We start from the raw sequence: 13,796 nt of genomic DNA on the forward strand, positions 1-13,796 counted from the left end.
ATATATTTATCTTTGCTTTATAATCACATTTTTAATCTTAAAATATCTGGCAATGGCATCCCTCATTAATTTTACATTTCTGCTCTCCTTTCCTATAGCCCTTCCGATATTTTCAGGTGCAATTGACACAAACACATTGGTTGCATTATCCTTCCAGATCAGATCTATTTCCTTGACATCGTACCTAAAAAACAGGTTATGCACAAATGTAAGAAGGTCTGGAGAATATTCGGCCATGAGTATTCTTTTATTTATTTTATCCTTTAGGTCTGTTATAATTTTTTCATGTTTTTTAAATATCTCTGCCAGCTTTCGCTCCCCAACTACGAATAATACCATCTCCTCATTTTCAAGGCATTCATAAACATTTGTTTTTGTGTAGCTTTCAAATAGCTTAATATAACCAAGCGTTGTATTATCAAGAGTTATTTCATTCATATAAATTACCCTACCATTTATTTTTTCTGCCCCTTATAGACAAGATCTATTGCACCGGTACCAAGTGTTATGGGCTGTCCAACAATAATGTTTTCCGCCACACCACTTAATGGGTCAATTTCTCCAAGAAGGCCCGCCTTAAGCAGATGCTTTGATGTAATTTCAAATGCGGCCCTGGCAAGTACACTGCTTTTTCTTCCAGATATTCCCTGCCTTCCAACTGCCCTTACAGCACCTGAGAAGGTCATCATATCAGATACAAGCATTAAATGCCGTTTATCCACGTCAAGTCCCTGCTCGCTTAATGTGTTTTCAGCCTCATGGTATATTGCATTCCTTGCAGCCTCTATTCCAAGAACGTTTTCTATCTCTATTATATCATTTGTATATGTCCTTGTTGGATCAACGCCTTCTATATTTAATACATCCTTTAGATTGGAACCCTGCGTGTATAATATCCACTCATTGCTGGAATTATCGTATCTTGCTATTGCCCTCTTTATTTTTGGCACGCCCTTTATCGGTGTAACCTTTAACTGCTCCTGTAGCTGGTATAACCTCTTAAATGATTCCTGCTGTAATTTTATTAAAATTCTCTCATTATCTACCTGATTGTATATTATCCCCTTTATCTTATCAAGGGCGTTAATTACATCAGAAATATTTACAAGCCTGTCCTTACTTTTATATGCATCAAGTTTAATTGTAAGGGACATGTCTCCAACATCTGTAATAATATCCGCAACATCGATTATGGCTGTATTTTCAAGATTTTTTATGAGCTGCTTTACCTTCTCACCATCATTTTTGTATTCCTTGGTAAGATAAATTGTCATTGACGGTGTGCTTGGTATCCTTCTTGCATCGACTATTTCGATTAATCTTGGAAGGCCGAGGGTAACGTTCATTTCCACCACACCTGCAAAGTGGAATGTCCTCATAGTCATCTGTGTTCCGGGTTCACCTATGCTCTGGGCTGCGATAATGCCAACAGCCTCATATGGGTCGACCTCACGTTTTTCTATTTCCAAATTAACCCTTTTTAATAGTTTTTCATACTTATCTGGTGGTAGTTCCTTTTTATACTTTGCCAGCTTATCAACAACAGATAATGGAAAGTTATATCCACGTGCCTTAAAATCCGCAATAACATCCTCATCCTTCTCTGGAATCTTATATTCAGATTTTTCCTTATATTCAACTGTAAATTCCTCCCCTTCTGCAAATGAATCAATCTCTGATTTGTTATCATTAAGTTTAAAATCTGAAATTGGTTTTTTATCTATCTTTTTAATTGAATCAATTTTTATAACAGTAACAGATGCGGGCTTCTTTTTGAATAATAAATCCTTATCTGTGTTTTCATCATACTTTTTTATCTCAGAAATTGATGTTTCATACTCAAAATTCTTTTTATCTGTGGTTATGTATCCCTTTGTTATATCTGCGGGTATATCAAAATCTATGGCATAATAACATGGAGCCTTTTTTTCTATATCTGAAATATTCTTTTTTGTATCCTTCCATAGAATTACATTCATTGTTCATCACCCAGCTCATCGTATGCTATATAATCAATATCAATGGTTTTGCCCTCATCACTGCGTGTTGGATCTATGCCATCCTCACCGTACTTAAACTGTACTATTGACCCAACAGTATCCTCAACCCTTCTTTCTGGATCTACCTTAAGATCTTCAAATGCATTAATTAATCTTCTCTGCATATATCCACTCCTTGAAGTACGTACGGCGATATCCACCAGGCCTTCCCTTCCTCCTATACTGTGGAAGAAATACTCTGTGGGACTCAACCCTGCCCTGTAGGATGATTTAATAAATCCTCTGGCATAGGCACCAAGATCATTCTCCTTGAAGTGCGGCAGGGTTCTGTTTGCATAACCTCTATTAAGCCTTCCACCTCTAACTGATTGCTGGCCAACCATACCCGCAACCTCTGCAATGTTCAGCATTTTTGCCCTGGCACCTGATCTTGCCATAATAACTGATGGGTCATTTAGACCAAGGTACGATGATGCTATTTTACCTGATTCATCCCTTACTGAACCAGTTTCACCAAGTATTTCAACCTCAAGCGTATCCTCAATTGATCTTCCAGGCATTGGCTGTAATTGTCCTGCCCTGAAAGCCTCAACTAGCTTGTCTATCTTTTCTATGGTCTCGTTTGATATTTCCTCTATCCTTGCAATTGCATCTGCAGGTATATCATAATCCTTAATTCCGGTTGAGAATCCATTAAAACTCAGGAACCCAACGGCAAGGCGTGTTACATTATCAACAAATTTGGCGGCAGCGTCAGGTCCAAACTTTCTAAATATTCTATCTACAATTACACCGGAGAATGGGCCAACAGCCTCATCATCTATTGTACCATGTATTAATTTTCCGTTGGTTATGACAACGTATGTATCCTCAGGGTCATTTTCATACTCGCATTTATCCTTGGAACCGGCACAGAGATGGCTCTTAAATTTCATATTTATGCCCTCTGGCAGTATAAGTGAGAAAATATCCCTGCCGTGATAATATTTTTTGCCATCCTTTATAACAGGATCAGGCATTTTATCTATATTTAAGTAGGATGTTATGTGTATAAATTCCTCCTCTGAGAATAATGGGTTATTATGTGTTAGGAGGAAAAGGGCTGTTATATGATCGTGTATTGCCCCTATAATTGGCCCTCCAAATCTTGGGGATAAAATCTGTTCCTGAACCTTCATTATTATTCTTGCCTCTGCCCTGGCCTCCTCACTTTGAATAACATGAAGGTTCATCTCATCCCCGTCAAAATCTGCGTTGTAAGGTGTGCAAACAGCAAGATTAAATCTAAATGTCATTCCAGGAAGTACCCTCACTGTATGGGCCATCATTGACATTCTGTGAAGTGATGGCTGCCTGTTAAACAGGACTATATCGCCCTCGGTCATCTGGCGTTCCACTGTCCATCCTATGTCGGCCCTCTCACTGTTGATTTCAGCATTCTGATCTGTAATCTTTATTCTGCGCCCATCTGGCCTGATAAGATAATTGACTCCGGCAATGTACTTGCCGTCAGGCGTTCTTGGTGATGTCCCCCTTTTTATCCATTCCTTCATTTTGTCTATATTGAATGAGTTTATTATTACAGGAACAGTAAGCTCCCTTGCAGCTATTTCAGGTATTCCAACCTCATTAATTGATAGGAATGGCTCAGGTGATATAACAGTTCTTGACGAAAAGTTTACCCTTTTACCTGATAGATTTGCCCTGAATCTACCCTCCTTACCCTTTAATCTCTGAACAAGGGTTTTTAATGCCCTGCCAGACCTGTGCCTTGCAGGCGGTATTCCGGCAGTCTGATTGTCAAAATATGTTGTTATATGGTACTGAAGAAGGTCCCACAGATCCTCTATAATCAGCTGTGGTGATCCATTATCCCTGCTTTCCCTAAGCCGCTGGGATATTCTTATTATATCAACAAGCTTATGTGTAAGATCATCCTCACTTCTCTCTCCTGTTTCCAATGTTATTGATGGCCTTACATCAATTGGTGGAACCGGTAATACTGTTAAAACCATCCATTCCGGCCTTGCTGCATCCTTATTTAGACCGTAAAATATAAGGTCATCATCAGGTATTTTTTCAAGCCTTTCCCTTATTTCCTTGGGTGTTATTTTTATTCCACCCTCCCTGAATGTTGTTGGCTTATCCAGTATTACCTTTGGGCTGTCGGCCCCGCAGTGTGGGCATTTTACCCTCTGTGCTGCAACGTCAAGGATCTTCTTTAATGTTAGATCTATAATTTCAGGGTCCTCTGTTTCATAATTTATTGCACTTAACTGCTTTTTATATGTTTCTATTTCCTCATCTGTTAATTTAATTCTCCCACATGATTTGCATGCAGAATCAAGCATGTTTTTAATTTCCTTGACAAAGCCTATATGCACAACAGGCATGGCAAGTTCGATATGCCCGAAATGGCCCGGACATTCATCTACCCTGCCACCGCATGTGGCACATTTAAGTCCTGGTTCAATAACACCCATGTGAAGATCCATTAACCCTTTTTCTATTGGGTAACCATCATCATCGTAGGTATCTGGTGTAATAACCCTAACCTGGGACATTTTTCTAATCTCCTCAGGTGAAAGTAATGCAAATTTTATTTTTTCAATTCTTTTAGAAACATTATTAAAACTCATTTCATATCACCCAGTTCAAGCCTCATGACAATTCCCATGGAGCTTAATTCATCTCTCATTAATTTAAATGCATAACTGGTCTCTATTGGATATATATTTCCTGTATTACCGCATACAGGGCATCTTAATGTACCCTTTCTGAAATCATATATTGCTATATGGCCGCATGAGGGGTTGCCGCAAACATAAAGTATTGTTCCATCACTCTGGTCCAGCAGCCTATCCTTTATAACCATTGATGCACCGTGGGCAATTAATGTATCCCTTTCCATCTCACCAAATCTGAGACCTCCCTGTCTTGATCTGCCCTCTGTGGGCTGTCTTGTTAATATCTGTATTGGCCCTCTGGATCTGGCATGGAATTTGCTTGCCACCATGTGATGAAGCTTCTGATAATAAATAACCCCTATGAATATATCAACCTTAAATTTTCTGCCAGTTATACCATCATACATTACCTCATTACCTGATTCCCTGAAACCGTATCTTTTAAGTTCCTCTCTTAGACTCTTTTCAGGCTGGCCATCGAATATTGTTGAATCTATATTCTCTCCACTCATGGTTGCAACCTTTGCGCCCATCATCTCAAGCACATGTCCAAGGGTCATTCTTGAAGGCACTGAATGAGGATTAAATAATAAATCCGGGATTATGCCATCCTCGGTAAATGGCATATCCTCCTGAGGAACAACATGGCCGATTACACCCTTCTGTCCATGCCTTGAGGCAAATTTATCTCCTGGCTGAGGTATCCTGTCGCTCCTGACCTTCACCTTAACTATCTTGCTGTTGCTTTCTGAAACCGTAAGGAATACATTGTCAACATAACCTGACTCATTTGGTCTTACCGTAACAGAGGATTCCCTCCTCCTTAAAGGCCCAAGCTTGTCGGCATTTTCCTCCTCTAGAAATCTAGGTGGTGATGTTTTTCCAACAAGAACATCGGAACCTTCAACCCTGGATTCTGGCTCTATTATACCATCCTCATCCAGATTTTTATAAAATTCTTCTGCCCTGGCGCCTATTACATCATGGCTCGGTATCTCAAATTTATCCTCCTGGCCTCCTGGATACCTCTTTTCCTCTGCCGTGTATGTTCTAAAGAATGCACTTCTTCCGAGGCCCCTTTCTATTGATGCCTTATTCATTATTATGGCATCCTGCATGTTATAACCATGATATGATAATATTGCGACAACAAAATTCTGGCCTGCAGGCTTTCTGTAATATTTTATAAAGTCCATAACCTTTGTTGTTACCAGTGGTACCTGTGGGTAGTGCAACAGGTGACCTCTCGTATCTGTTCTTATCCTGTAATTTGCGGCGGGAAGCCCTATGGATTGCTTAATCATTGCAGAGGCTATTGTAATTCTTGGAGATGAATTATGCTCAGGATATGGTATTAAGGATGCAACAACACCAAGGATCATTGATGCGTCAATTTCACAGTGTGTATGATCCTTTTCTAGAAGATTTGTGCCCTTAAACCTTGCATGACATTTATCGCATTCAAGAACAACATTATCCTCGCCAGGATTTACCCATGTTACTGAATTTCTATACAGAACCTCGCCACAGTTTGGACATTTTTCCGGGAAGCTAAATGGATAAACTGCAATGTATGCATTTTCCTCCTCCTCTGCATCAAGCCATTCAATAGCCCCAAGCTTTACCAGATCATTGACTGTATAGTCACCCATCCTTAATTTTTCAAGCATGTCCTCGTTAAGGACTGTTTTGCCATCCTTAACCACAAGCAGTGGCCTTCTTAATCTTCCACGATCGCAGTTTATAATAACCTCGTTTGTATTTCTATCATATTTTACATTAACCTCATTGGATATCTTTCCGGATCTCCTTAAATTCCTTATTGTTTCTGTTAATGTTGCAGGGTCGTCATGATAACCTATAAAGTCTCCGTTTAAATATACCCTGCCTGAGAATTCCTCCTGTGTTATTTCATAAATATCCATATTTTTCAGTTCATTATAAACTATATCAGGATCAATACCCTGGGTTACATTGATTATTAATGAGGCATTTTTAACCAGTCCACAATTCTGGCCCTCGGGTGTTTCATTGGGGCATATTCTTCCCCACTGTGTTGGATGCAAATCCCTCGCCTCAAAATGCGGCTGTGATCTGGTTAATGGCGATATAATCCTTCTAAGATGGCTTAGCGTGGCCATATTGGATGTTCTATCAAGAAGCTGTGAAACACCAGTTCTACCGCCTATCCAGTTTCCTGTGGCCATTGAATGAAGGATTTTTTGTGTTAATAGATCCTGCCTAACAGCAGGTCTAAGCCTTATTCCCCTCTTTTTATTATAGGTTTTTTCAAGCTGATATTTTAGATCCTTCATTACAGATTGAAATGCATTTCTAAAAAGCTCATCAAGAAGGTCACCGGATAATTTTATCCTTTTATTTGCATAATGATCCTTATCATCAACATTTCTTATACCAAGATTTAATTCCAAAAGTGATCTTGCCATTCTTCCAAGGTATATGCCCTTTTTAAGCCTGTCTGAAACATCTCCACCAAGATGTGGCAATAGCGCACGGTCAAGCATCTGTACGATTTTTTTATCCCTGAATTCCTTGGCCTGGCCCGCTGCAAATCTTTTTTCCAGGTATGATATGGCATCATCCTTTGTATTGACACCATTTGGTGGTAATATTTTTGGATTCTTTGCATCTTCTATGTTTGCATAAATTAATGGATCCATTCTTATATCAGAATATATGGCATTGTGTATATCAACATCCTTCTCTATTCCAAGAGCCTTCATTAAAATAACAAGTGGAACGCTGCCTGCAACTGTGGGTATTGATACATTAATAATTCCATCATTGCCCTTTTCCATTGATATTAATGCCCTGAATCCGCCTTTCTGTGAGAAAACCTTGGCAACCTCAACCTTGGAATCGTATTTCTCCTCATATTCAACAAGTATCTTGTTTGGTGCAAGATCCTCAAGTGAGACAATGACCTTTTCTGTTCCCTTTATAATGAAATATCCCCCGGGGTCTGTTGGGTCCTCATCAACATATTTTAATTTCTCCTCCCTTGTTCCGTCAATAGGGCCGTTATTTTTTTCTATATATAAATCAAGATTTTGATCGGACAGCGTGCATATTTTTGATCTTACCATGACTGGTATTTCACCAATTTTTATTGTGCTTGTATCCTTTTCAACTCCATCTTCGACAACCTTTAAGCGAAGTATAATAGGGGCCATATAATTTAGGTCCCTTAATCTTGCCTCTTGCGGTGTTATTTGATTTGATGCACCTGAGGCCTCCTTAATTTCAGGTTTATCAACCCATATTGTTGGGTCACCCACAGGTTTTCCATTCTCATCCCTTTCCCTGCCAAAATAGATTTTAATTTCACGGCCATGGGTTTTTGCTGTGTCAAGTTCTATAACACCTGGTGTGGCATCATCAGATATTTTTGTCTCATCAACAATCTGCTGCATTATATTATCCGGGTTTGTTTTTGATGCATAAAAATAATTCATGGAGTCAATCTGATAGTTTACAACACTTTCCGATTTAAAAAAAGCATCCAAAATTGGGTTCATTTATATCACACTCTTCACAATTACTCTATAATATTCATAGTAGCCTGCAGTCGGACTCTTCCGTATAATTTTAATTATTCTCCCAGGCTCTAACTTTCCATGGATTTCCTCCAGTGCCTTAACGGCAGGATCATTAATGCTTATCCTTGGGAGGTTTTCCTTTGTAACATTCAGCATTTTTAAAACTTTATATTCCTCTTCAACAGGCACCAAATGGTGTTCAGGCACTATCTCGTGCTCAAGCACATTAAACTTACTCATTTTATCACCAAACGGGTCCGAGGGGGTTTGAACCCCTGACCGCCTGGTTAAAAGCCAGACGCTCTACCTAGCTGAGCTACGGACCCATACAAAGTAGCTCGCTATAATATATTATTTATGGATATAACTTTTTGTGTATTTAACCATATCACGAAATAGTATTTTAAATTTTTACTTTTTTATGTTGATTTTTCACCGGTTATCTATTATTTTTAATTTTAATACACTTATTTATTACACCAATGAATATTATAGATATTTTATCATATTAGTATTCTGAAAATTTGTTGGTCAATTCAGGTTTTAATTTTTTAGATAATAACCTAAATAAAATTGATAAACCAGATTATTTTGCAATAAATTAAGATAATGGGCAAATTTAATATTTGATTTGATATTATCTAAACATGAAAGTTAATATTGATGGTGAAACAAAAACACTGCTTGCTGTTTGGTATGAAAATGGAGAGGTAAAGCTGATAGACCAAAGATTGATACCAGATAAAATTGAAATTTTTACCGCTAAAAATAGTGATGATATATATTATGCAATTAAAAACATGGTGGTTAGGGGTGCCCCCGCAATTGGCGTAACAGCCGCATATGGTCTTGCCATGGCCAGTAAGAATAAGGAAAATATGGATGAGGCTGTTAAGCGCATTGCATCATCTAGGCCGACAGCATATGATCTCTTTAAGGCTATTGATTATATGAAAAATAATAAATTTGCAGAATCGGCAGCAAGGAGGTATGCAATGGAAATTACAGCCAGATCAAAAAAAATAGGGGAATACGGCAATGAATTAATAAAGTCTGGTGATAAGATACTAACACACTGCAATGCTGGAGCTTTGGCCGTGGTTGACTGGGGTACTGCACTGGCACCGATGAGAATTGCACACGATAGCGGCAAAAATATTTTTGTTTACGTTGACGAGACCAGGCCCAGATTGCAGGGGGCCAGACTTACTGCATGGGAACTTCAGCAGGAGGGAATAGAACATTCAATCATAGCAGACAATGCGGCCGGATATTTCATGAAAAATAAGGATGTAAATCTTGTAATAGTTGGGGCCGATAGAATAGCGGCCAATGGTGACTTTGCAAATAAAATAGGCACATATGAAAAGGCAGTACTGGCAAGGGTAAACAACATACCATTTTATGTTGCTGCTCCAGGAAGCACATTTGATTTTTCAATCAAATCAGGTGATGAAATACCAATAGAAGAGCGTGATGAAAATGAGGTTCTAATTGTAAATGATAAGCATTTGGGCCCGGCAGAAAGCCATGCAAGAAATCCTGCATTCGATGTTACCCCACATGAATATGTAACCGCCTTTATAACTGAATATGGTTTATTTAAACCAGAGGAGCTAAAGAATCTGTATTCCATGATTCAAAGGGATTTATTCATGAGATAATCATTAATCTTTGTCATGGATTCATCCCTTTTTTCTTTTAAATCTTTTAAGAATTTTGATATATTTTCAGCAGCCTCGGCCTTGCATGAGCCACACATTCTTGCACCACCCTTGCACTCATCGTACACCCTTGTAACATATTCATTATCAGGATTATGGTAGGCATAAAGTTCAAAGACCGGGCATATATCTGGATTGCCGCCAAACTGTTTCTGTTCCTCAATAGTTTTTTTTCCTCCGGTGACCGCATTTTTTATTTTCCTTTCAGCCTCCTTTGGATCATCATTGAGTGATATCAATGAATCTGGTACAGATGAGGACATTTTTCCGCCCTTTAGACCAGTTTCAAGCTTCTGGAATGTTGCAGATGGCCCTATAAATGTCATATCATTAAAGTCCTTTTCAAGGTTTGCCAGAATGATATCGATTTTAATATCATCCTCTGGGACTGAATTTGATATTTTTATTGATCTGTATTCATAATTAATTTCGGTTTTGTATAAATTCTTTGAAAGGATTTCAACAGCCCTATCAATAAACTCATGCGGGTCATTTTTTCCCCTGATATATACTGATATTCCAGTATTTTCCTTCTTTACATTGTATATTCTGTACCGCTGGGCAAGATCGCGCATTAATCTTATATGAGGGTCCTGATCAACTCCGACAGGAACAATTGTTGGAGCAGGGCCACCGTATTTTCCTAACTGCACATGAAGTACGTCTGATGCCTGTATTATTGGGGCATTTACATGTAAAATGGATGATGAATCCTCCAGGCCATATATTGCCTTCAGTTCAGACATGTTTGTTTCGTTTGATAAAACATATGCAGTTTTCTGCATATCAAAATTTTCTGATTGAAAGTATATATTGCAGGGTTTTAATCCCATGGATATGTAATTAACAATATAATTATTTATTGCAATATTTCTTGCCTTTTCAAATGATATGCCCCTTGTTGCATATGATTCAAGGTCAGCAACTGCTATTGTAACCCTGGCACCAAGGCTTTGAAAATACATCATCTGGTCTATGGTAATCTTATTCCCCAGATGCATTTCTCCAGATGGCATTAGCCCTGTAACGGCATTAAAAGGCATTTTATTCTTTATTGCAAACTCTATATAACTTATGGATCTCTGACCAAAGATTAATCTCCTTGTAAAAAGGTAATGATTAAAAAAATTATCTGTATTTTCTATTCCAAAATCCTTTTTTAATTTTTCATAATCAAAATATTGTTTTGAACTCCAAGGGTTAATCATAAAAGGTAATAATAAGAGGGTTAATTAATTTTGTTAAATATAAATAACGACAGCGAAACATAGTTCCCATCCCCTCGCGGAAGATAGTACAGTATGAAACACACCGGGCTTCACCGTCGGGTTCGGAAAGAGACCTGGTATTTCCCCGATGTTATGGCCGTCGTCTAATAGAAATTACATGCCGGTATATAATATTTTCGCGGTAATGGATGGACAATATTACTTATATATGAGTAATTACAAAAATTTTTATATATTTACCTGTAATTAACATTTAATGATGGCGTATAACACTATTGAGGACATACCACAAACCCCCATGTTAAAGAAAATAACAATTCTATCCTCCATGGGTATAATGATGGATGGATACACACTTACTGTATTCTCATATGCCCTTCTATATTTAATAAAGGTAATGGCATTAACAAGCTATGAGATTTCAATTATGGGTATTTCATCAATTCTGGGAGTTTTTGCTGGCAGCATTATTTTTGGTAAAATGGCAGACATTTATGGCAGGAGATATATTTATGTCTACGATTTAATAGCAGTTTCCATATTTATTTTTTTAACTGGATTTTCAACAAATTACGTAAACTTTTCAATTTTTCAATTTCTTGTGGGGTTGGGTATTGGTGCTGATTATCCAATAAGCTCATCAATACAGGCCGAATTTTCTCCAAAAAAGGTAAGGGGAAAATACCTTTTAATTAACATTTTTTCATTTTCAATTGGATCAATAATTTTTTTATTTGTCGCCGTTCCATTGGTGCTTTTTACTGGTGTAAATGCATGGAGATTTATGTATATAATCGGTGCAATATTCCCCATTTTGGTATTATATTCTAGGAAAAAAATGCCAGAGAGCCCATACTGGATACAGCACAAATTTGGTAAAAATGCTGGTGAGAGGGCAAGGCTTGAAATGGAAAAATATACAGGATACAGAATAAATAAAATCCCTGAACTTGAGGTTGGTGGTTCTAAAATCAGGGACGTTTTAAAGGGGAAATATCTTGTCTATTCCATTTTTATTTCAGTTGCATGGTTTTCCTATGACATTGTTAGCTATGGCATATGGACATATTCACCCCTGATATTTTCAACAGAGATCACATCCTATTATGCAGACCTTTATATAGTGTTTACAGGTATGGCAGAATCCATACCAGTATTTATAGGATTTTTAATAGCAATATACTATGTGGATAAAATAGGCAGAAAATCTCTCCTAATAATTGGATTTTTAGGATCGTTCATTGCACTTATTATATTCTTTTTCATGAATATATACATGGTTGTTGGGTTAATTATGACCTTCAGTGCATTTGGTATTGTACATTTCTTCCATAATCTGGGGCCAAGCCCAATGACATATGCATATCCTGTAGAGATTTTCCCAACACGTATAAGGGGAACAGCAATGGGCTTTGCAACATCTGTATCAAGACTTGGTTCCATACTTGCAGTTTTTTCATTTCCAATTATTGATGCATTGTATGGTTTAAAAACAATAGTAATATACTTCGCAGTATTCGAGTTAATAGGACTTATAATTACAATTAAATACGCACCCGAAACAAAAAATAAATCCCTTACGTAAAAATTTAAATAAATATCAGAACAAATGATAATAATTTATTAAAAATAAATTAAATTTACAGGAATGGCCCAAGAAGTATTGGCAATATAACTGTAGCGTCTCCATAAATATTTACAAATTTTGCATTTTCCTTAACCTTTTTCCAGGTTATTGCCTCCTCAAGTTTTGCACCAGATAATGACCCATCATACTCCTGGGCTGTTGTTACATAAACCGCCTCATCCAGACCATCCCTGAACTGGTTCCACCATATTGTATGGTGCTTTGATATGCCGCCACCTATCATTAATGCACCTGTTTTTTTTGCATCAAATATTATGTCAGATAATTTATGCTCATCCTCCAATAAATTTATTTTAAAGTCATGGTTCATTTCATAAAATGACCAGAGCTGTGAACCAACAGAACCATCAGTAATGCCGGGAACAAATATGGGTATATCATTTTTTGCCGCGTTGTACAATATTGAGTTGTCATCGTGCATTTTAAGCCCTATTTCCCTTATGAGTTCCCAGCCTGCCCATTCCTTCTTGACCTTATAAAGCTCCTCGAGTACTGGCATTACCTTTTTTTCTATAATTTCACCGTAACTTTCGTCCGGTACAAACACATTACCAAGCCTGTTGATTCTTAAATCCCTTAATAAGGTATCACCGAAATTGAATGTACCTGCATAATAATTTGTATATGTTCTGGCTATATCATGGTCTAGTGTACCGTTTGTTGTAATTATAACATCCACCAGTTTATTTTTTACAAGCTGATTTATAATACCTCTTGTTCCTGTTGATATAATATCTGCAGGAAAGGACAGAAATGTGGTTTCATCACTTGTAAATTCTTCTTTTAGTATTTCATACCCCTCATAAATTTTTTTGGAGGTAAATCCACCACTCTTGGCAAAAATATTAATTAATTCTCCAAGGGTTGTATTTTTATTAATATGCTCATCTTTAACCGGGTCTTTTAATAGCTCATCTCTGTTTATTTGATCTGCCATATAACAATATA

9 protein-coding genes, 1 tRNA gene and 1 rRNA gene are annotated in these 13,796 nt (G+C 37.4%); 2 read left to right on the forward strand and 9 right to left on the reverse strand.

Annotated elements, in window-relative coordinates; all coding sequences use genetic code 11:
* Positions 1-6: 6 nt before the first annotated feature.
* From AOG55_RS00240 to AOG55_RS00265, 6 genes are all read right to left on the reverse strand, one after another.
* A complete protein-coding gene (locus AOG55_RS00240) occupies positions 7-438 on the reverse strand; it encodes a NusA-like transcription termination signal-binding factor (protein ID WP_048101732.1) in 432 nt (143 codons plus the stop codon).
* Positions 439-455: 17 nt separating this feature from the next.
* A complete protein-coding gene (gene rpoA2 / locus AOG55_RS00245) occupies positions 456-1,979 on the reverse strand; it encodes a DNA-directed RNA polymerase subunit A'' (protein ID WP_055040742.1) in 1,524 nt (507 codons plus the stop codon).
* Positions 1,976-4,639, reverse strand: a complete 2,664-nt coding sequence (gene rpoA1, locus AOG55_RS00250) for a DNA-directed RNA polymerase subunit A' (RefSeq protein ID WP_048101734.1) — start codon at positions 4,637-4,639, stop codon at positions 1,976-1,978. Before rpoA1 ends, rpoA2 begins: the two co-directional genes overlap by 4 nt.
* Positions 4,636-8,226 (reverse strand): DNA-directed RNA polymerase subunit B, encoded by a 3,591-nt coding sequence (locus AOG55_RS00255; RefSeq protein ID WP_048101735.1) that lies wholly within the window; start codon positions 8,224-8,226, stop codon positions 4,636-4,638. Before AOG55_RS00255 ends, rpoA1 begins: the two co-directional genes overlap by 4 nt.
* Complete coding sequence (locus tag AOG55_RS00260) at positions 8,227-8,487, reverse strand: DNA-directed RNA polymerase subunit H (RefSeq protein WP_054963859.1); 261 nt, start codon at positions 8,485-8,487, stop codon at positions 8,227-8,229.
* A 12-nt stretch (positions 8,488-8,499) separates the two neighbouring features.
* Positions 8,500-8,573 (reverse strand) — tRNA-Lys (locus AOG55_RS00265).
* Positions 8,574-8,894: 321 nt separating this feature from the next.
* On the opposite strand from AOG55_RS00265, the gene mtnA reads away from it, so the two are divergent.
* Positions 8,895-9,911: an S-methyl-5-thioribose-1-phosphate isomerase gene (gene mtnA / locus AOG55_RS00270; RefSeq protein ID WP_048101736.1), complete on the forward strand. Its 1,017-nt coding sequence runs from the start codon at positions 8,895-8,897 to the stop codon at positions 9,909-9,911.
* Here the strand turns inward: mtnA and AOG55_RS00275 are convergent.
* Together AOG55_RS00275 and rrf are read right to left on the reverse strand one after the other, a co-directional pair.
* Positions 9,887-11,179 (reverse strand): tryptophan--tRNA ligase, encoded by a 1,293-nt coding sequence (locus AOG55_RS00275; RefSeq protein ID WP_048101737.1) that lies wholly within the window; start codon positions 11,177-11,179, stop codon positions 9,887-9,889. The two genes, mtnA and AOG55_RS00275, sit on opposite strands and share 25 nt — an antisense overlap.
* Positions 11,180-11,223: 44 nt before the next feature.
* A 5S ribosomal RNA gene (gene rrf / locus AOG55_RS00280) occupies positions 11,224-11,344 on the reverse strand.
* Between the two features lie 112 nt (positions 11,345-11,456).
* On the opposite strand from rrf, the gene AOG55_RS00285 reads away from it, so the two are divergent.
* Positions 11,457-12,785 (forward strand): MFS transporter, encoded by a 1,329-nt coding sequence (locus AOG55_RS00285; protein ID WP_052656774.1) that lies wholly within the window; start codon positions 11,457-11,459, stop codon positions 12,783-12,785.
* A gap of 55 nt (positions 12,786-12,840) precedes the next feature.
* Here AOG55_RS00285 and AOG55_RS00290 read toward each other — a convergent pair whose 3' ends face one another.
* A complete protein-coding gene (locus tag AOG55_RS00290; protein WP_048101738.1) occupies positions 12,841-13,785 on the reverse strand; it encodes a deoxyhypusine synthase in 945 nt (314 codons plus the stop codon).
* Positions 13,786-13,796 lie beyond the last annotated feature (11 nt).

Origin of the sequence: Acidiplasma cupricumulans (assembly GCF_001402935.1) — an archaeon.
GTDB classification, from domain to species: Archaea; Thermoplasmatota; Thermoplasmata; order Thermoplasmatales; family Thermoplasmataceae; genus Acidiplasma; species Acidiplasma aeolicum.

Excerpts from the sequence above, each read along its gene's own strand:
- AOG55_RS00240 (WP_048101732.1), bottom strand. The coding sequence starts at position 438 with ATGAATGAAATAACTCTTGATAATACAACGCTTGGTTATATTAAGCTA.
- rpoA2 (WP_055040742.1), bottom strand. The coding sequence starts at position 1,979 with ATGAATGTAATTCTATGGAAGGATACAAAAAAGAATATTTCAGATATA.
- rpoA1 (WP_048101734.1), bottom strand. The coding sequence starts at position 4,639 with ATGAGTTTTAATAATGTTTCTAAAAGAATTGAAAAAATAAAATTTGCA.
- AOG55_RS00255 (WP_048101735.1), bottom strand. The coding sequence starts at position 8,226 with ATGAACCCAATTTTGGATGCTTTTTTTAAATCGGAAAGTGTTGTAAAC.
- AOG55_RS00260 (WP_054963859.1), bottom strand. The coding sequence starts at position 8,487 with ATGAGTAAGTTTAATGTGCTTGAGCACGAGATAGTGCCTGAACACCAT.
- mtnA (WP_048101736.1), top strand. The coding sequence starts at position 8,895 with ATGAAAGTTAATATTGATGGTGAAACAAAAACACTGCTTGCTGTTTGG.
- AOG55_RS00275 (WP_048101737.1), bottom strand. The coding sequence starts at position 11,179 with ATGATTAACCCTTGGAGTTCAAAACAATATTTTGATTATGAAAAATTA.
- AOG55_RS00285 (WP_052656774.1), top strand. The coding sequence starts at position 11,457 with ATGATGGCGTATAACACTATTGAGGACATACCACAAACCCCCATGTTA.
- AOG55_RS00290 (WP_048101738.1), bottom strand. The coding sequence starts at position 13,785 with ATGGCAGATCAAATAAACAGAGATGAGCTATTAAAAGACCCGGTTAAA.